A 17,886-nucleotide genomic window follows, 5' to 3' on the forward strand; every position below is an offset into this window, starting at 1 on the left:
CGGAGGCTCTCATGCGCACCCTGGTGGATATCCCCGTCGAATACCTGGAACGCCTGAACGACATCAGCGAACGCCAGCAGCAATCCCGCGCCTCGGTCATTCGCGAGGCCATCGCCGAATACCTGGTCAACCACGCACAGGCGGATGCCGACGCGGCTTTCGGCCTGTGGCAGGAGAGTCAGGTGGACGGCCTGGCGTATCAGGAGAAGGTGCGCGAGGAATGGTGAAGGTCCTGTTCGACACCAATATCCTCATCGATTACCTCAACGGCCACGTGCAGGCGCGCGATGAGCTGGCGCTCTACAGCGACCGCGCCATCAGCATCATCACCTGGATGGAAGTGCTGATCGGCGCCACGCCGCAGACCGAAGCGGCCACTCGCGCCTTTCTCTCCAGCTTCACGCTGCTGGCACTGGACGAGCGCATCGCCCAGCGTGCGGTGGAGGTACGCCAGCGCCTGCGGGTGAAGCTGCCGGACGCGATCATCAAGGCCTCGGCGGAAGTCGAAGGCCGGCTGCTGGTGACGCGCAACGTGAAGGATTTCGACGAGCGCGAGCCGGGCGTGCGGTTGCCTTACCAGCTCTGAGGACACTGCCTGTAGGAGCGAGCTTGCTCGCGAACCGCCTTGAGCTTCAGTGCCAGCCGGTGTTCGCGAGCAAGCTCGCTCCTACGAAAAGCGCGCCGGCTCAGCGCACCAGATGCAGGAACTGCAGGTGCCGCTCGTACTGGTCGAGCATGTCGTTGATGATCTGCTCCTTGCTGTAGCCCATCAGGTCGTAGTCCTGGCTGCCTTCGGAGAGGTGCACCTCGGCGCGGAAGTAGCGGCGGTTCTTCAGGTGCAGGCCGCCCATGCCGGCGCGGGCGAAGGACGGGGTGAAGTAGCCGCGCATCGACACCTGGTAGAGGAACGGATGCTGCGCGCCGTGGCCGATCTCCAGGCCGATCTCCAGGTTGCTCAGGTCAAGATCCGAATCCACCTGCAGGCCCTTCTCGCGGAACACCTCGGAGACCTCGGCAATCGCCGGGCTGACCACATCGACCATGAAGCGGTACACCTCGTCGCGGGTGGGGAAGTGCACGGCCTGGGAGATGCGCCGCTTCCAGCCGCCGGGCTTGGCCGAGGGCGGCGGTGCCAGCGAATGGGTGCGCGCGCGCTGGCGCTGGGACTCCAGGTAGAAGGCCTTGTGCAGGCCCCACATCATCAGCAGCAGGATCAGCGAGAACGGCAGCGAGGTGAGCACCACCGCTGACTTGAGCGCATCGATGCTGCCGGCGAACAGCAGGCCGCCGGTGACCAGCGCAGTGGCCACGCCCCAGAACACCCGCAGCCACTTCGGGCCGTCGTCGTCGGCGCTGCCGCCGTGGGCGGAGAGGGTGGAGAGCACCACGGTGCCGGAATCCGCCGAGGTGACGAAGAAGACGAAGCTGACCAGCACCGTCACCGCGATCACCACGCGGCTGGCCGGGTAGTTCTGCAGCATCTGGTAGAGCGCCATGGACGGATCGGCGATGGCCACCCGGCCCAGCTCGCTGAAGCCGTGGTTGAGCACCTGGTCGAGGGCGCTGTTGCCGAAGATCGACATCCAGGCCAGGGTGAAGCCCAGCGGGATGAACAGCACGCCGAAGACGAATTCGCGGATCGTCCGCCCGCGCGAGATGCGCGCGATGAACAGGCCGACGAAGGGCGACCAGGCGATCCACCAGGCCCAGTAGAACACCGTCCAGCCACCCAGCCAGTCGCTGCCGTCCTTGCCGTAGGCGTAGAGGTCGAAGCTCTTGGTCGGCAGGGCGCCGAGGTAGTCGCCGATGTTCTGCACCAGGGTGTTGAGCAGGTGCTGGGTGGGGCCGGCGAACAGCACGAAGAGCAGCAGCGCGCAGGCCAGCAGCATGTTGATGTCCGACAGCAGGCGGATGCCCTTGTCGACGCCGGAGATGGCCACCAGGATGGCCGCGCCCATCATCAGTGCGATCAGGGTCATCTGCACCGGATGGCTGTGGGCGATGCCGAACATGAAGTCCAGGCCGGCGTTGAGCTGCAGCACGCCGAAGCCCATGTCCGCGCCCAGGCCGAACACCGTGGCGATGATGCCGAAGCAGTCCACGGCGTAGCCGATGGGGCCGTTGATGCGCTTGCCGATCAGCGGGTAGAGCGCCGAGCGCAGCGCCAGCGGCAGGTTATGCCGGTAGGCGAAGTAGGCCAGCGCCATCGCCACCAGGGCGAACACGCCCCAGCCGTGCAGGCCCCAATGCAGGAACAGCAGCTGCATGGCCTGGCGCGCCGCTTCCGGGGTGCCGGCTTCGCCTTGTGGTGGCTGGGCGAAGTGGGTCAGCGGTTCGGAGACGCAGAAGAAGAACAGGGTGATGCTGATGCCGGCGGCGAACAGCATGCCAGCCCAGGACAGGTAGCTGAATTCCGGCTCGTCGTGGTCGGCACCGAGTTTGATCTTTCCATAGCCGGAAAGCGCGGTGACCACCACGAAGATCAGGTACAGCGTCATTGCCAGCAGGTAGTACCAGCCGACCGAATCGGCGGCCCAGGACTGCGCGGCGAGCAGCCATTCACCGGCCTTCTGCGGTTGGGCAATGACGGTGAGGGCGAAAACCAGGATCAGCGCGGCCGCACCGTAGAAGACCGGTGGGTTCATGCGCATGGAGGGTGAGGGCGTTACGGACGGGGGGGATTGTGCAACGGACAAAGCGGGCGGGGTCCCTCGGTTTTTCTTGAACAAGCATTCAATGAAAACACGATCAGACCGGGAAAAGCCAATCGGCGGGACCGATGGTCCCGCCGCCGGCCCTGGTCGAGGGCCGAGCGGAGCGGGTACTGCTTACTTGCGGCGGTTCTTTTTCGCCTCACGGATCTCACGGCGTTCCGGGTCGGCCTTGGCGGGCGCGGTCAGGAAGGCGGTGGCGGCGAAGAAGTTAGCAAGAGCGGCGAAGCTGGTCACGATAGTCTCCAATGGCGTCGGGGAAATTGGGTCCCGACTGCCTGATAGCCATTTTCCCTGAAGATTGTGACGAAAAGAAGTGAATGGTCTTGATGTGAGGTATTGAGCTGGTCGATGAGACTGCTTTCACATTGATATTAGGGGATTAGTCCTGTTTTTGACTCTATGCTCAGGTTTCCCTCCTGCCGCCGTGAGGGTCGGCGAGGCCTTTCACTGCGACCATTCGTCGCCTGAGGTGAAACGGTTCAGCGTGGCACGGGGCTTTGCCGCGATAAACGGCTGTCAGCGGCGTGAAACAGCTCCTCGCATAGCACAGTTGGCGAACTAGAGCGGGTTTGAGTCCTGAAACTTGAACAGGTGTGCAGTTTTTCGTGAAAAACTTGTAAATCGGCTATGGCGATTGACTCGCCTATTCCGTTAGTCTCCCCCGGCAGGACAAAAAACCACCAACAGGGAGCATCTCGAGATGGACTTCAAACGCATCGCCATTGCCACTGCACTCTTCGCTTCGCTGGCCGGCTGCCAGACCATGACCACCAACCAGGCCATCGTTCCGCTGCAAGCCGCCACTGCCCAGATGATCGGTCTGGCTTCCTCCGACGAACTGGTCGTCAGCGACGTGAAAGCCGGTCAGCCGGACGCCCTGGGTGGCCAGGAACTCTCCTACGTGGCTACCACCACCAAGGGCCGTATCTTCAACTGCACCTCGCGCATGATGCCGGGCCTGCTGACCGATCCGGCCAAGCTGACCAACCCGTCGTGCACCCCGGTGGTTGCTCACTCGAACACCGCCACCAAGTAATACCCCCAGTTGCATGCTGTCGCCGGTGCGCGGCCCTTCGGGTCGCGCTGGCGACTACAGCGCGGCTCAGCCGCGCTCGTGCTCCAGGCGTTGCAGCAGCGCACGCAGCTGCGCTTCGACGCCAGGCTGGCGCACCAGGCGTTCCAGCGCTCCTTCGCTCAATTTCGTTCCGTCGTCTGCCCCCGCTACGCCGCCTGAAAAATTCAGGTGCTCCGGGCGAATCTCCTCGTCCGGGCTGACCAGCAGGGCGAAGTGGATGACATTCTCCAGCTCACGGATATTGCCCGGCCACGAATAGCCTTCCAGCGCGCGCTGGGTGTCGCTGGCAATCTGCGGCACCGGCAGTTCCAGCCTTTGCGCGTGCACACCGAGGAAGTATTCGGCCAGCGGCTGGATGTCGCCGATGCGTTCGCGCAGTGGTGGCAGCGTGAGGTTGCCGTCATGCAGGTACTGCTGCAGTCCTTCGAGGAATTTCCCGGCTTTCACCGCCTGCCCCAGGTCGATGCTGGTGGCGGCGACCAGGCGCACGTCCACCGGCACCGGCTCGCGTGCGCCGACGCGCAGCACTTCGCGCTCCTGCAGCACGCGCAGCAGCTTCTGTTGCAGCGACAGCGGCAGGTCGGCGATTTCGTCCAGGTACAGGGTGCCGCCGTTGGCTGAGCCGAACCAGCCGGCGCGGCTGCCCACCGGGCCGTTGTGCGCGCCTGGCGCGTAGCCGAACAGCTCGGCGTCGGCGTAGTTGCGGCTCAGGGCGCTGCAGCTCACCGCGACGAACAGGCCGGGGCGCTCGCTGGCGCGGTGGATGTGACGGGCCAGCAGCTCCTTGCCGGTGCCGGTCTCGCCGTGGATCAGCACCGGTTGCGGCAACGGCGCCAGGCGCTCCACCTCGTCGCGCACTTCATGGGAGCGCGGGTCGAAGAACACCAGCGCCTTGGCGCGGATGCTCAACGGGCTCTTGTCGGCGTCGGGGAAGGTCAGCAGCGGTAGCGGCGCGTGGGGTGCATTCATGGGAAATCTCCTTCTGCTCTTACAGCGCGTCCAGCGCCTGCAGGAAGTCACGGACTATGTCCTCGCTGTCCTCGATGCCCACCGAAACCCGGATGGTGCCGTCATGGATGTCCAGCGCGGTCAGGGCCTCGGCGGACAGCGCGCGGTGCGAAGTCTTGCCGGGGTGGGTGATGCTGCTGGCGACACCGGCCAGCGACGGGGCGAAGGCGGCCAGTTGCAACGCGCCGATCAGTGCGTCGACCTGATCGAGGCCGCCCTTCAGGGTGAAGCTCAACATGCCCGAGTGGCCCTTGCGGAACAGCCGCTGCGCCAGTGCATGGTCCGGGTGCGAGGGCAGGCCGGGGTAGAACACGCGGGCCACCCGCGGGTGCGCTTCGAGCGCTTCGGCCAGCGCCTGGGCGTTCTGTGAGTGGGCCTTCATGCGCAGGGACAGGGTCTTGGCGCCGCGGAAGTTCAGCCAGCTCTCGAACGGGCTGGCGCTGCCGCCGGCGTTGATCTGGAAGCGCCGCGCGGCAGCGATCCACTGCGCATCGCCGACCAGCGCGCCGCCCATGGCGTCGCTGTGGCCGTTGAGGTACTTGGTGGTGCTGTGGATCACCAGGTCGGCGCCATCGCGCAGCGGCTGGTAGAGCACCGGCGAGAGGAAGGTGTTGTCCACCAGCAGCTTGAGACCGTGGCGCTGGGCAAGCTCCGCCAGCGCCGGGATGTTGCTCACACGCACCAGCGGATTGGAGGCGGTCTCGGTGTAGATCAGCTTCGTGCTCGGGGTGATCGCCGCTTCCACCGCCGTCAGGTCGTTGAGGTCGAGCAGGCTGGAGGCGATGCCGAAGCGCGCCAGTTCCTTCTCGATCAGGCTCTGGGTGGTGCCGTACAGCTCGCGGCTGGCGATCAGGTGGTCACCGGCGCCGAGCACGCCCAGCAATGCCGCGGAAATCGCCGCCATGCCGGAGGCGGAAAACAGCGCGTCCTCGCCACCTTCCAGCTCGCGCAGCAGCTCTTCCACGGCACTGTGGTTGGGGTTGCCGATGCGCGTGTACATGTAGTTGTCGGGGTTGCCGGAGAGGAAGTCGTCGACCTGCTCCAGGGAGTCGTAGACGAACACCGAGCTCTGGTAGATCGGCTGGCTCTTGGCGCGGGTGACCATGCGCCGGTCGGCATCGTGGCCGGCATGTACGGCGCGGGTGGACGGGCCTTTGGCGGGGTCGCTCATGGCAGCTCCTGGGGAAAGAAAAACGCCGGTGGAACCTGCCCACCGGCGTCGAAAGCGGGCGCAAGCAAGGCGCGCCCAGCGTGGGAGTCGTTGCGCCCGGCGCGCGGCCGGGCGACGGATCAGAAGGCCGGCACCACGGCGCCGTTGTACTTCTTCTCGATGAAGGCTTTGACTTCCGGGCTGGTCAGGGCGGCGGAGAGTTTCTTCAGGGCATCGCTGTCCTTGTTGTCCGGACGCGCCACCAGGTAGTTCACGTAGGGCGAGTTGCGGTCTTCGAGGATCAGCGCGTCCTTCACCGGGTTGAGCTTGGCTTCCAGCGCGTAGTTGGTGTTGATCAGGTCCAGGTCGACCTGGTCCAGCACGCGCGGCAGCAGGGCCGATTCCAGTTCCTTGAACTTCAGGTGCTTGGGGTTCTCGGCGATGTCTCGCGGGGTGGCCAGGGCGTTGCTCGGGTCTTTCAGCTTGATCACGCCGGCCTTCTGCAGCAGGAGCAGGGCACGGCCGCTGTTGCTGCCCTCGTTGGGGATGGCGACGGTGGCGCCGTCAGGCAGATGGTCGATGGACTTGTACTTCTTCGAGTAGCCGCCGAAGGGCTCGACGTGCACGCCGGTCACGGTGACCAGGTTGGTGCCCTTGCCGGCGTTGAAGTTGTCCAGGTACGGCTTGGTCTGGAAGTAGTTGGCGTCCAGGCGCTTCTCGGCGACCTGCACGTTGGGCTGCACGTAGTCGGTGAAGACCTTGATCTCCAGGTCCACGCCTTCCTTGGCCAGGGTCGGCTTGATCAGTTCGAGGATCTCGGCGTGGGGAATCGGCGTGGCGGCAACCACCAGCTTTTCGTTGGCGAAGGCAGTGGTGCTGAAGGCAGCGGCGAGGGCGGTCAGAAGCAGCAGCTTTTTCATTGCGATGTCCTTGTGGGGCAGATGACCGCTGGCGTCCGGGCCGGCCGGGATGGGGCCTTCGTACGGGCGGTGGATTCTAGTTCCGCGGCTCGACATGGCAGCGGTTGAGGCAGAAGTTACCGGGCTTTTTTATTCCAATAAAATATTAATTTTTCATTTTCATATTCGATTTTGTTCATATGGACCGGTCGGCCCTTGCCTGAGACAAGCTGTCGCGCGACACCCCGTCGCGCGGCAACCCACCACTCCAGCCCGCGCAGGGTGGGCGCGTAAGATCAATGCAGTTTCTTGAGCGGCGTCAATGCAGAGGCTGGTCCATTCTGAATGAGCAGCGAAAAGAACCCGAACCGACGCGAGATCGGTGGCTCGAACAGAAACATCAAGCACCACAGACATCACGCAAGAACGCCCTGCGCATGCGCAAGGCAAGGTGCCCGGCCAGCCGTGTGGCGGGCGTCAGCCTGAAGAGGAATAGTCATGTTCGGATTAGAGGCGCTCGACCTGGCCCGCATCCAGTTCGCCTTTACCGTGTCCTTCCACATTATCTTCCCCGCCATCACCATCGGCTTGGCCAGTTATCTGGCGGTGCTCGAAGGCCTGTGGCTGAAGACCGGCGAGGAGGTCTATCGCGACCTCTATCACTTCTGGTCGAAGATCTTCGCCGTCAACTTCGGCATGGGCGTGGTCTCCGGCCTCGTCATGGCCTACCAGTTCGGCACCAACTGGAGCGCCTTCTCGGCCTTCGCCGGGAGCGTCACCGGCCCGCTGCTGACCTATGAGGTGCTCACGGCGTTCTTCCTCGAAGCCGGCTTCCTCGGCGTCATGCTCTTCGGCTGGCACCGCGTCGGCCCGGGCCTGCACTTCTTCGCCACGGTGATGGTGGCAATCGGCACGCTGATCTCGACCTTCTGGATTCTCGCCTCCAACAGCTGGATGCAGACCCCGCAGGGCCACGAGATCGTCAACGGCATCGTGGTGCCGGTGGACTGGCTGGCGATCATCTTCAACCCGTCGTTCCCCTACCGCCTGCTGCACATGGCGATCGCCTCGTTCGTCGCCACCGCCTTCTTCGTCGGCGCCTCGGCGGCCTGGCACCTGCTGCGCGGCCGCGACAACCCGGCGATCCGCAAGATGCTCTCGATGGCCATGTGGATGGCGCTGATCGTCGCGCCGATCCAGGCCATGGTCGGTGATGCCCACGGCTTGAACACCCTCAAGCACCAGCCGGCGAAGATCGCCGCCATCGAAGGCCACTGGGACAACAGCGAAGGCGGCCCGACGCCGCTGGTGCTGGTCGGCTGGCCGGACATGGAGCGCGAGGAAACCCGCTTCAAGATCGAGATTCCGGTACTCGGCAGCCTGATCCTGAATCACAGCCTGACCGAGCCGATCCCGGCGTTGAAGGACTTCCCCAAGGCCGACCGGCCCAACTCCACCATCATCTTCTGGTCGTTCCGCGTCATGGTCGGGCTGGGCATGCTGATGATCCTGATCGGCGTCTGGAGCGTCTGGCTGCGCTGGCGCAAGCGCCTCTACGAGAACCGCGCGTTCCTCAAGCTGGTGCTGTGGATGGGGCCGTCCGGCCTGATCGCGATCCTCGCCGGCTGGTTCACTACCGAGATTGGCCGCCAGCCCTGGGTCGTCTACGGGCTGATGCGCACCTCGGACGCGGTGTCCAACCACAGCGTCGCGCAGATGAGCCTGACCCTGGTGATGTTCGTGCTGGTGTACTTCAGCCTGTTCGGTGTCGGCATCGGCTACATGATGCGCCTGGTGCGCAAGGGCCCGGTCACCCACGAAGGTCGCGAGACCAGCCATGGCGGCGCCGGCCAGAAACGCACGGCGGCGCGGCCGCTGTCGGCCACCGAAGAGGGACTTGATGACGATGACAGCACTGACGCGGGGAGGAACTGAGCCATGGGAATCGATCTTCCGCTGATCTGGGCGATCATCATCATCTTCGGCGTGATGATGTACGTGGTGATGGACGGCTTCGACCTGGGCATCGGCATGCTCTACCCGTTCTTCAAGGACGAGGGCGACCGCGACGTGATGATGAACACCGTCGCGCCGGTCTGGGACGGCAACGAGACCTGGCTGGTACTGGGCGGCGCGGCGTTGTTCGGCGCCTTCCCGGTGGCTTATTCGGCCGTGCTCTCGGCGCTGTATCTGCCGCTGATCCTGATGCTCGTCGGGCTGATCTTCCGCGGCGTGGCCTTCGAGTTCCGCTTCAAGGCGCGCGCCAACAAGCGTCACCTGTGGGACAAGTCGTTCATCGTAGGCTCCTTGGTGGCGACCTTCTTCCAGGGCGTTGCGCTGGGTGCCTTCATCGAGGGCATCCCGGTGGAGAACCGCGCCTTCGCCGGCGGCTCGCTGGACTGGCTGGCGCCGTTCCCGCTGTTCTGCGGCCTCGGCCTGGTGGTCGCCTACAGCCTGCTGGGCTGCACCTGGCTGATCATGAAGACCGAAGGCAGCCTGCAGGAACGCATGCATGACCTGGCGAAGCCGCTGGCGCTGGTGCTGCTGGCGGTGATCGGCATCGTCAGCCTGTGGACCCCGCTGGCCCATGGGGAAATCGCCCAGCGCTGGTTCAGCCTGCCGAACCTGTTCTGGTTCCTGCCGGTGCCGCTGCTGGTGCTGCTGACCTTCTACGCCCTGCTGCGCTCGGTGGCGCGCAATGACCACGTGAAACCGTTCCTGCTCACCCTGGCGCTGATCTTCCTTGGCTACAGCGGGCTGGGCATCAGCCTGTGGCCGAACATCATCCCTCCGTCGATGTCGATCTGGGACGCCGCGGCGCCGCCGCAGAGCCTGGGCTTCATGCTGGTGGGCGCGCTGTTCATCATCCCCTTCATCCTCGTCTACACCGCGTGGAGCTACTACGTGTTCCGCGGCAAGGTGAAGCACGGCGACGGCTACCACTAGAGGTGCGCGGCATGACTCACGAGGAACCGCAGAAGGCGCCGCTGCGCAAGCGGCTGGGCTGGCTGGTGCTGATCTGGGCGCTGAGCGTTGCCGGCCTGGGTGTCGCGGCCTGGCTGATGCGCCTGTTCATGAGTGCTGCTGGGTTGGGCCCGGCTCACTAGGCTGCGCAATCGATCCCATCCGGGCGCCGCTCGCGGCGCCCGTTCCCACATCCCTCGCCGGTGCTTCCGGCGGGGGATTTTTTTGGCTCAATGGGTGGGGTTGGGTTTTATGTAGGAGCGAGCTTGCTCGCGAACATAATCACCGGCAGAACCGATGTTGGGCGGTTCGCGAGCAAGCTCGCTCCTACGAAAAGCAGGGCGGCGAAGCTGTCAGTGCAACTTGTCGCGCTTGGCCAGGGTCGGGAACAGCTTCATCCACACGCCGGTGACCACCAGCGTGCCGACGCCGCCGAGCACCACCGCCGGCACGGTGCCGAGCCAGTGGGCGGTGAGGCCGGATTCGAATTCGCCCAGCTGGTTCGAGGCGCCGATGAACAGGCCGTTCACCGCGCTGACCCGGCCGCGCATTTCGTCCGGGGTTTCCAACTGCACGAAGGCGCCGCGGATGACCATGCTGATCATGTCCGCCGCGCCCAGCACCACCAGTACCGCCAGGGAGAACCAGAAGGACGTCGACAGGCCGAAGGCGATGGTGGTGACGCCGAAGATGCCCACGGCGAGGAACATGATCCGCCCGACGTTGCGCTCGATGGGGAAGCGCGCCAGCCAGAACGACATCAGCAGCGCGCCCACCGCTGGGGCCGAACGCAGCAGGCCCAGGCCCCAGGGGCCGGTGAGCAGGATGTCCTTGGCGAACACCGGCAGCAGCGCGGTGGCGCCGCCCAGCAGCACGGCGAACAGGTCCAGGGAGATGGCGCCGAAGATGTCCGGGCGGCTGCGGATGAAGCGGATGCCGGCCAGCAGCGATTCCAGTGTGGCCTTGCCCTGCGCCGCCGGCGCCTGGCGCTTGGGCAGGGTGAGCACCAGGGTGCAGGCGATGAAGTACAGCACCGCCGTGGGCGTGTAGACCCAGAAGGCGCCGAAGGCGTAGAGGAAGCCACCGAAGGCCGGGGCCGCAATGGTCGCCGCCTGCATCGCCGAGGCGGACGCCGCCACCGCGCGGGGGAAGAGCGCGGTGGGCACGATGTTCGGCAGCAGCGCCTGCGTGGTGGGCATCTCGAAGGCCCGCGCGGTGCCCAGCAGGAAGGCCATCACGAAGATCATCTCGCGGGTCACGTTGTCGGTGCTGGCGCCAATCACCAGTGCGACGGCGATCAGTCCCTGGGCGACCTGGCACAGCGAGGCGATGCGCCGGCGGTCGTAACGGTCGGCAACGTGGCCGGTGTGCAGCATGAACAGCACGCGCGGGGTGAACTCCACCAGACCGACCAGGCCCAGGTCGAGCACGTTGTGGGTCAGCTCGTAGATGTGCCAGCCGATGGCCACGGTGATCATCTGGAAGGCGCTGGCGGTGCAGACGCGTGCCAGCCAGAAGGCGAGGAAGGGGCGGTGACGCAGCAGTGACGTGGCTTCGGCGGTCATTTTGGGTTGTTCGTTAGGGGGCTAAGCAAGGGTCGAGCAGCGTAGCACGGCGTAACACTTTTCCGCTTGTCGCCAGCCGATTCCGCTATTGGCGAATAGTCTCGATGTGTCGACTAAAATTTTCATCTCCGCGACAAGCCGCCCGATTGACTTTGCTTCGTACCCCTGAGGTGCGTTAAAGTTGACAGAAGAGTCAGGTTTTTCTGCAGGATCCTTCCCCCGGCGCCACCCCCGAGACGCCCGCGATTGTGCGGCCTCCGAACTCTCTCCAGCACCGAAAAAAACCACATGGGCGGGCCTTCACCGTCCAGAGGATGAACCATGTCCAACCGTGATATTTCCCGGCGCGCCTTCCTGCAAGGCGGGCTGATTGCCGGTGTCAGCGTGACCATGGCGCCGCTCGGCAGCCGGGCTTTCGCTGCCCTGATGGAAAACTCCGTCACCGTCTCCCCCCAGCAGTGGATGGGCCACGACGGCAAGGCGCGCTTCCGTAACGACGCGTTGTCCAAGGTCTGCGGCAACAAGGTATTTGCCCGCGACATCCGCTCGAAAGACATGCCCGGCTGGCCGCAGCAGCAGGGCCACGCCATGCTGCTCAAGACCATCAAGGCCGACCGCATCTTCGACGGCATCGACCTCGCCTGGCTGGGCGCCGAGTTGCAGCCCGACCGCATCGTCACCGCCGAGGACCTGGACAAGGACGGCATCGCCTTCCCCGAAGCCCACGCCCCGGACCCGCTGCTGCCGCGCGGCAAGGTGCCGATGTTCATCGGCCACCCGGTGGCCATCCTGATCTGGAACGACTTCGAGCGCTTCCGTCAGGCCAAGCTGAAGATGAAGTTCAACGACAAGGCGATCCGCTACGGCGCGCAGGCCCCGCTGTACCAGGGCGACCCCTACGGCAGCTTCCGCTACGTGCGTGTCGGCGGCGCGACCTCGGCCGATCCGGACGAGTTCTCCAGCCTCAAGGACTCGATCCTCTTCCCGATGATCCGCGAGCGCAAACCGGTGTGGAACCAGCAGCCCAACCAGCACGGTGACCTTACCGAGCAGGGCCTGTTCTACGCACAGAAGATCAAGGACCAGATCGAAAACCCGCCGGAGAACTGGCTGGTCTTCGACGAACGCTACAAGACCCCGTCCATCGAACCGGCTGCCCTGGAGCCGGACAACGGCAACGGCTGGTACGACCCGGCGAGCAAGACCCTGCACTTCGTGGTCGCCACCCAGTGCCCGTTCGAGGCGGCCTTCGAGACGGCGCACATGATCGCCCCGTCGCGCTTCGGTCTGGCCAAGCTGAACATGCACCCCGGCTACACCGTGGGTTACGGCTCCAAGGACCACAACATCTTCGTCTACTACGCGGCCCTGGCTGCGCTGTACGGCAACGGTGTCCCAGTGCGCCTGGCCAATGACCGCTACGAGCAGTTCCAGAGCGGTATCAAGCGCCACCCGTTCGACATTCGTTACCAGCTGGCGGTGGACAAGAAGGACATGACCTTCAAGATCTTCCGCACCGAGATGAGCGTGGATGGCGGCGGCCGCATCAACTACAGCCCGTCCGTGGCCGCCGTGGGCGCCACCGCTGCGCAGTCGATCTACTACATGCCGCAGAACGACCTGCAGGTGACCGCCTACCATTCCCGCGCCGTCGAGGCCGGTTCCATGCGTGGCTACGGCACCCTGCAGAGCATGGCCGCCACCGAGATGATGGTGGACGAGATCGCCGGCCGCCTGGGCGTCGACGCCATCGAGTTGCGCCGCGTCAACGCGCTCAAATCCGGCATGAAGAACACCCAGGGCGCGATCCCCGCCGGCGCCCTGCGCCTGCACGAGATCCTCGACAAGGCTGCCGCCCACGAGTGGTGGAAGACCCGCGACGCGCGCAAGAAGGAGATGGACGCCAAGGACCCGGACCACTGGTACGGCGTCGGTTTCGCCATCTGCCAGAAGGACTTCGGCACCGGCTCCGAAGCGCCCATGGCGAGCATCGAGTTCGATGCCCAGGGCAAGGTGCACATGCGCCATATCGGCATCGAGATCGGCACCGGCATGTCCACCTCCCAGGCGCTGGTGGCGGCCGACTTCCTCGGTAAACCGGCGGACGAGATGAAGACCGCCGAGACCGAGTGGCCGGAGTTGCAGCTGCTCAGCGGCGAAGACCCCTACACCATGAGCCAGCCGACCCAGGACGAGAAGCTGCGCAACCCGCGTTGGGTCGGCAAGTATGCCTCGGCGTCGTCGGCGACCAACTCGGCTTACTACTTCAGCCACGCCACCCGTGAAGCGGCGCGCGTGCTGTTCAACCACGGCCTGTGGCCGGCGGCCCTGGAAATCTGGCGTCGCGGCCCGTTCAACGGCGCGGCCAACCCGCTGGTGGTGCGCCGTGAAGACGCCCACTGGGTCGACGGCAAGCTCACCGCCAACGGCCTGCAACCGCTGTCGTTCGCCGAGCTGGCCCAGGTTGCCCACGAGAAGGGCCTGGTCACCGGCGCCACCGTCCACGGCTTCAACCGCTGGAGCTGGGCGGAGTGCGACTACGTCATCGATGGCGTACGCGACCGCCTGCCGCTGGACGCCCTGGCCGTGAAGTACGGCGACGGCGCACCGGGCGTGAAGAAGGCGCTGATGAACAGCGCCGGCTTCCACCTGCTGGACCGCCAGAACGTGGCCTATCCGCCGGTGCAACTGAACAACGCTGCCGTGACCTACTACAGCCCGGTGGCGACCATCGTCGAGCTGAAGGTGAACAAGGGCAGCGGCGAAGTCAGCGTGCTCAACCACCACAGCTGGATCGAGTGCGGCCGCGTGCTGGTGCCTGAGCTGGTGAAAGGCCAGATCGAAGGTGGCACCGCCATGGGCATCGGCCATGCGCTGCTCGAAGACATGCCGCTGTACGAGGGTGGCCCGGGCGAGGGCGACTGGAACTTCAACCGCTACCGTCTCCCGAAGGCGAAAGACGTGGCTGTCTGGCAGCAGAGCTCGGAAATCCTTCCGCCGCTGTCGCCCAGCGACCCGTCCAAGGGCATCGCCGAAGTGGTGATGATCCCGGTGGTCGGCGCCATCAGCAACGCCGTGGCCCACGCCATCGGCAAGCGCGTCCGCGACCTGCCCATCACCCCCGCTCGCATCAAGGAGGCCCTCAATGGCTAACCGTCCGCTCAACCTGACCTTGAATGGTCAAACCGTCGGTCCGGTCGAGGTTCCCGAGGACCTGCCGATGATCGACTACCTGCACGAATACCAGAACCTCACCGGTTCGCGCCTGGGCTGCGGCCAGGGCATCTGCCATGCCTGCGTGGTGATCGTCGACAACCCCGACGGCACCAGCGAGGAAGTGCGCACCTGCATCACCGGCGCGCACTACTTCGAAGGCAAGAAGGTGCGCACCATCGAGGGCCACGCCCAGCGTGAGGAAGACGGCTCGCTGAAGGAGCTGAGCCCGATCCAGCAGAAGTTCGTCGACCGCTTCGCCTTCCAGTGCAGCTACTGCGCACCGGGCTTCGTCAACGCCGCTACCGTGCTGGTGGAAAAGGCCCAGCGCCAGCCGCTGAAGAAGAGCGAACTGGAATCGACCATCGAGGCGAGCCTCGGCCACCACATCTGTCGCTGCACCGGGTACGTGCGTTACTACGACGCCACCCGCGAAGTGCTGACCGATCTCGGCCTGGTCAAGGAGGGCTAAGCATGCAGCGCATACTTTCCGGCCTCGCGCTGGCTGCCGGCCTCGGCCTGGCGCTCGGTGCCCAGGCGGCCGACCAGGAGCTGATCAAGCGCGGCGAGTACGTCTCCCGCGCCGCCGACTGCATGGCCTGCCACACCGCCGAGGGCGGCGCGCCGTTTGCCGGCGGCCTGCCGATCCACTCGCCGTTCGGCACCATCTATGGCAGCAACATCACCCCGGACAAGGACTTCGGCATCGGCAATTACAGCGCCGACGAGTTCTTCGCCGCGCTCACCGAAGGCAAGCGCAAGGACGGGGCCAATCTCTACCCGGCCATGCCGTACACCTCGTACCACCTGATCAAGCGCGAGGACAGCGATGCCCTCTACGCCTACCTGATGAGCCAGACGCCGGTGCATCGCGCCGCGCCCGAAACCAGCCTGAGCTTCCCGTTCAACGTGCGCCTGGGGCTGTCGGGCTGGAACATGCTCTACGGCAAGAGCGTCCAGCTGGAGAACGCCGAGGGCAAGAGCGCGGCGTACCAGCGTGGCCAGTACCTGGTGGAAGTGCTCGGCCACTGCGGCGAGTGCCACACCCCGCGCAACCAGATCGGTGCGCTGGAGCAGGACAAGCGCCTCACCGGCGGCCTGCTCAACGGCTACAGCGCCCCGAGCCTGCTGGCCCAGGACCTGGCCGAGCGCGGCTGGACCAGCGCCGACCTCACCGGCTTCCTCAAGCACGGCATGAGCCCCCAGGGCAGCATGTTCAACGAGATGTTCCCGGTGATGCACCTGAGCACCCAGCACCTGGGTGACGAGGACCTGGCCGCCATGTCCACCTACCTGCTCGGCGAACAGCCGCCGCAGGCCAAGGTGGTCAAGGCGGTGGCCGAGGACCAGCTCAGCGACAGCGCCAAGCGCGGCCGCCAGCAGTACCTCAACGTCTGCGCCGGCTGTCATGGCAACGACGGCGAGGGCAAGCCGCACATCGCCGTGGCCATGCAGGGCAACACCACCCTGCGCCTGGCCGATTCGCGCAACCTGGCCAAGGTCATAGTCGAAGGCATCCGCGAGCAGCAGTTCACCGGTTTCGAGCGCATGCAGCCGATGCCGGGCTTCGCCGACAAGCTCAATGACGAGCAGCTCACCGACCTCATCAACTACCTGCGCCAGGCCTGGGGTGGCTTGCCGGGTGACATGGGCGTACAACAGGTCGCCCAGCTCAAGGCGGAGTGAGTCGTGCAGCATCTCGATCTGCAAGTAGTCCGGCAGGCCCTCAAGTGGTCCAGCGCCGGGCAGCGCGTGTGGTTATGCAGCGTGCTCTTCACCTACGGCTCGGCGCCCCGCGCGCCGGGCTCGCTGCTGGCGGTCAATGCCAGCGGCCAGTGGGTGGGGTCGCTGTCCGGCGGCTGCGTCGAGGATGACTTCCTCGAACGCGTCGCCGCCGGCGAGTTCAGCGAGCCGGTGGTCGTCGTGCGCTACGGCGACGGCACCGACACTCGCAGCAACATCCGCCTGCCCTGCGGCGGCATCCTCGACGTACTGGTAGAGAACCTCGCCGCCGATTGCGACGTGCAGGCCCACCTGCGCGAGCTGGAGTCGGCACTGCTCGGCCAGCGTCGCCTGCTGCGCGAAGTGAACCTGCAGGACGGCAGTCGTCGCCTAAGCGACGACCACGAACACGGCCCGCGGGTCGAGCGTGACGAAGCCCGCGTGCTGCTGCGCGTCGGCGCTGCCCAGCGCCTGCTGCTGGCCGGTTACTCCAGCGTTGCGCACTTCTGCGCCGAGTTCGGCAAGGGCCTGGGCTTCGAGGTGATCCTCTGTGATCCCCGCGACGAAGCGCTGGACGGCGTGGTGCTGGACGGCATCGAAATCCGCCGCGAGCTGCCGTCGATCTTCATCGCCAACGGTGGCTGCCACGCGGACACCGCCGTGGTCGCGCTGACCCACGATCCGAAGATCGACGACCTGGCGATGCTCGAAGCCGTGCGTACCGAAGCCTTCTACATCGGCGTGATGGGTTCGCGTACCACCTCCGACAAGCGCCGCGAGCGCCTGCACCGCGTCGGCGGCCTGGGCGAGACCGAGCTGGCGCGCATCCATGCGCCCATCGGCCTCAACCTGGGCAGCAAGACCCCGGCGGAAATCGCCATGGCTGTGCTCGCCGACATCCTGCGTACCCGCAGCGGCATCGCCCGCGAGGCGCTGTGACGGTCGTGGCGCTGGTCCTGGCCGCCGGCCAGGGCTCGCGCTTCGGCGCCGACAAGCGCCGCGCCACCTTGCCTGATGGGCGCAGCCTGCTGGCCCATAGCGTCGAGCGCGCATTGGCGGTGTTCGATGAAGTGCGCGTGGTGCTGCGTGATGGTGAGCGGGCGGAGGATTTCGGTCTGCCCAGCCCCTGCCGGGTGATCCACAGCCCCGACGCGGCGCTTGGCATGGGACATAGCCTGGCGGCTGGCATAGCTTCGCTGGGCGACTCCCAGGCCTGTGCCGTGGCGATCCTGCTCGGCGATATGCCGTGGATTGCGCCGCAAACCCTACGGGAATTAACCGATGCGGCCAGCGCCTCGACCATTCTCTTTCCGCTTCACGATGGCCAGCGTGGCCACCCCGTGCTGTTCGGTCGCGAGTTCTGGCCGGCGCTTACGCAGCTCAGCGGCGACGAAGGCGCTCGGGTGGTCGTGCAGGCGCACCGTGATCGCTGTATCACCCTGGAAGTCACCGACGCCGGCGTGCTGCGCGACGTCGATACCCCTGCCGCGCTGAACACCTGACGTAGGAGCGGACTTCGTCCGCGATAGGTCCGCATCGCGCTGGGAATCAATCGCGGACGGAGTCCGCTCCTACG

Annotated in this window: 16 protein-coding genes; 11 read left to right on the top strand and 5 right to left on the bottom strand. The window is 65.7% G+C overall.

The genetic code is table 11. The annotated features are described in order from the left end of the window. Window positions 1-11 precede the first annotated feature (11 nt). Together QO207_RS04745 and QO207_RS04750 are read left to right on the top strand one after the other, a co-directional pair. Window positions 12-227, top strand: a complete 216-nt coding sequence (locus QO207_RS04745; protein ID WP_301531412.1) for a ribbon-helix-helix protein, CopG family — start codon at window positions 12-14, stop codon at window positions 225-227. Then, entirely contained in the window at window positions 221-586 is a 366-nt protein-coding gene (locus QO207_RS04750; protein ID WP_301531413.1) for a type II toxin-antitoxin system VapC family toxin, read from the top strand. The genes QO207_RS04745 and QO207_RS04750 overlap by 7 nt, the downstream gene beginning before the upstream one ends. A gap of 100 nt (window positions 587-686) precedes the next feature. Here the strand turns inward: QO207_RS04750 and betT are convergent, their stop codons facing one another. Next, window positions 687-2,645: a choline BCCT transporter BetT gene (gene betT / locus QO207_RS04755; protein ID WP_301531535.1), complete on the bottom strand. Its 1,959-nt coding sequence runs from the start codon at window positions 2,643-2,645 to the stop codon at window positions 687-689. A 769-nt stretch (window positions 2,646-3,414) separates the two neighbouring features. On the opposite strand from betT, the gene QO207_RS04760 reads away from it, so the two are divergent. Beyond that, entirely contained in the window at window positions 3,415-3,750 is a 336-nt protein-coding gene (locus QO207_RS04760) for a hypothetical protein (RefSeq protein ID WP_138214175.1), read from the top strand. A 66-nt stretch (window positions 3,751-3,816) separates the two neighbouring features. Here the strand turns inward: QO207_RS04760 and QO207_RS04765 are convergent, their stop codons facing one another. The 3 genes from QO207_RS04765 to QO207_RS04775 all read right to left on the bottom strand — a co-directional run bounded on the left by QO207_RS04765 (window position 3,817) and on the right by QO207_RS04775 (window position 6,867). Beyond that, a complete protein-coding gene (locus tag QO207_RS04765; protein WP_301531414.1) occupies window positions 3,817-4,758 on the bottom strand; it encodes a sigma-54-dependent transcriptional regulator in 942 nt (313 codons plus the stop codon). A gap of 19 nt (window positions 4,759-4,777) precedes the next feature. Further along, on the bottom strand, window positions 4,778-5,968 hold the full coding sequence (locus tag QO207_RS04770; RefSeq protein WP_301531415.1) for a PLP-dependent aspartate aminotransferase family protein: 1,191 nt from the start codon (window positions 5,966-5,968) through the stop codon (window positions 4,778-4,780). Window positions 5,969-6,087: 119 nt separating this feature from the next. Further along, on the bottom strand, window positions 6,088-6,867 hold the full coding sequence (locus QO207_RS04775) for a MetQ/NlpA family ABC transporter substrate-binding protein (RefSeq protein ID WP_301531416.1): 780 nt from the start codon (window positions 6,865-6,867) through the stop codon (window positions 6,088-6,090). 477 nt (window positions 6,868-7,344) lie between these two features. On the opposite strand from QO207_RS04775, the gene QO207_RS04780 reads away from it, so the two are divergent. The 3 genes from QO207_RS04780 to QO207_RS04790 are packed head-to-tail and all read left to right on the top strand — an operon-like array spanning window position 7,345 to window position 9,953. Beyond that, window positions 7,345-8,781 (top strand): cytochrome ubiquinol oxidase subunit I, encoded by a 1,437-nt coding sequence (locus QO207_RS04780; RefSeq protein WP_301531417.1) that lies wholly within the window; start codon window positions 7,345-7,347, stop codon window positions 8,779-8,781. A 3-nt stretch (window positions 8,782-8,784) separates the two neighbouring features. Next, the gene (cydB, locus tag QO207_RS04785) at window positions 8,785-9,792 is read left to right on the top strand and encodes a cytochrome d ubiquinol oxidase subunit II (protein WP_301531418.1); all 1,008 of its coding nucleotides are present in this window, start codon (window positions 8,785-8,787) and stop codon (window positions 9,790-9,792) included. 11 nt (window positions 9,793-9,803) lie between these two features. After that, on the top strand, window positions 9,804-9,953 hold the full coding sequence (locus QO207_RS04790) for a DUF2474 domain-containing protein (RefSeq protein WP_253445412.1): 150 nt from the start codon (window positions 9,804-9,806) through the stop codon (window positions 9,951-9,953). Window positions 9,954-10,163: 210 nt separating this feature from the next. On the opposite strand, the gene QO207_RS04795 is transcribed toward QO207_RS04790, so the two are convergent. Continuing rightward, on the bottom strand, window positions 10,164-11,375 hold the full coding sequence (locus QO207_RS04795) for an MFS transporter (RefSeq protein ID WP_301531419.1): 1,212 nt from the start codon (window positions 11,373-11,375) through the stop codon (window positions 10,164-10,166). A 321-nt stretch (window positions 11,376-11,696) separates the two neighbouring features. Here QO207_RS04795 and QO207_RS04800 point away from each other — a divergent pair, with 321 nt between their 5' ends. Genes QO207_RS04800 through QO207_RS04820 form a run of 5 tightly spaced genes read left to right on the top strand, consistent with a single transcriptional unit; the run spans window position 11,697 to window position 17,812 of the window. Next, on the top strand, window positions 11,697-14,528 hold the full coding sequence (locus QO207_RS04800; RefSeq protein WP_301531420.1) for a xanthine dehydrogenase family protein molybdopterin-binding subunit: 2,832 nt from the start codon (window positions 11,697-11,699) through the stop codon (window positions 14,526-14,528). Next, window positions 14,521-15,060 (top strand): (2Fe-2S)-binding protein, encoded by a 540-nt coding sequence (locus QO207_RS04805; RefSeq protein ID WP_301531421.1) that lies wholly within the window; start codon window positions 14,521-14,523, stop codon window positions 15,058-15,060. The genes QO207_RS04800 and QO207_RS04805 overlap by 8 nt, the downstream gene beginning before the upstream one ends. 2 nt (window positions 15,061-15,062) lie before the next feature. Beyond that, window positions 15,063-16,274, top strand: a complete 1,212-nt coding sequence (locus QO207_RS04810) for a cytochrome c (RefSeq protein WP_301531422.1) — start codon at window positions 15,063-15,065, stop codon at window positions 16,272-16,274. 3 nt (window positions 16,275-16,277) lie between these two features. Continuing rightward, window positions 16,278-17,249: an XdhC family protein gene (locus QO207_RS04815; RefSeq protein ID WP_301531423.1), complete on the top strand. Its 972-nt coding sequence runs from the start codon at window positions 16,278-16,280 to the stop codon at window positions 17,247-17,249. After that, the gene (locus tag QO207_RS04820) at window positions 17,246-17,812 is read left to right on the top strand and encodes a nucleotidyltransferase family protein (RefSeq protein ID WP_301531424.1); all 567 of its coding nucleotides are present in this window, start codon (window positions 17,246-17,248) and stop codon (window positions 17,810-17,812) included. The genes QO207_RS04815 and QO207_RS04820 overlap by 4 nt, the downstream gene beginning before the upstream one ends. Window positions 17,813-17,886 lie beyond the last annotated feature (74 nt).

It is taken from the genome of Pseudomonas sp. CAN1, assembly GCF_030462585.1.
Classification (GTDB): Bacteria; Pseudomonadota; Gammaproteobacteria; order Pseudomonadales; family Pseudomonadaceae; genus Pseudomonas.

Coding starts and splice junctions, on each gene's coding strand:
- QO207_RS04745 (WP_301531412.1), top strand. CDS start 12: ATGCGCACCCTGGTGGATATCCCCGTCGAATACCTGGAACGCCTGAAC.
- QO207_RS04750 (WP_301531413.1), top strand. CDS start 221: ATGGTGAAGGTCCTGTTCGACACCAATATCCTCATCGATTACCTCAAC.
- betT (WP_301531535.1), bottom strand. CDS start 2,645: ATGAACCCACCGGTCTTCTACGGTGCGGCCGCGCTGATCCTGGTTTTC.
- QO207_RS04760 (WP_138214175.1), top strand. CDS start 3,415: ATGGACTTCAAACGCATCGCCATTGCCACTGCACTCTTCGCTTCGCTG.
- QO207_RS04765 (WP_301531414.1), bottom strand. CDS start 4,758: ATGAATGCACCCCACGCGCCGCTACCGCTGCTGACCTTCCCCGACGCC.
- QO207_RS04770 (WP_301531415.1), bottom strand. CDS start 5,968: ATGAGCGACCCCGCCAAAGGCCCGTCCACCCGCGCCGTACATGCCGGC.
- QO207_RS04775 (WP_301531416.1), bottom strand. CDS start 6,867: ATGAAAAAGCTGCTGCTTCTGACCGCCCTCGCCGCTGCCTTCAGCACC.
- QO207_RS04780 (WP_301531417.1), top strand. CDS start 7,345: ATGTTCGGATTAGAGGCGCTCGACCTGGCCCGCATCCAGTTCGCCTTT.
- cydB (WP_301531418.1), top strand. CDS start 8,785: ATGGGAATCGATCTTCCGCTGATCTGGGCGATCATCATCATCTTCGGC.
- QO207_RS04790 (WP_253445412.1), top strand. CDS start 9,804: ATGACTCACGAGGAACCGCAGAAGGCGCCGCTGCGCAAGCGGCTGGGC.
- QO207_RS04795 (WP_301531419.1), bottom strand. CDS start 11,375: ATGACCGCCGAAGCCACGTCACTGCTGCGTCACCGCCCCTTCCTCGCC.
- QO207_RS04800 (WP_301531420.1), top strand. CDS start 11,697: ATGTCCAACCGTGATATTTCCCGGCGCGCCTTCCTGCAAGGCGGGCTG.
- QO207_RS04805 (WP_301531421.1), top strand. CDS start 14,521: ATGGCTAACCGTCCGCTCAACCTGACCTTGAATGGTCAAACCGTCGGT.
- QO207_RS04810 (WP_301531422.1), top strand. CDS start 15,063: ATGCAGCGCATACTTTCCGGCCTCGCGCTGGCTGCCGGCCTCGGCCTG.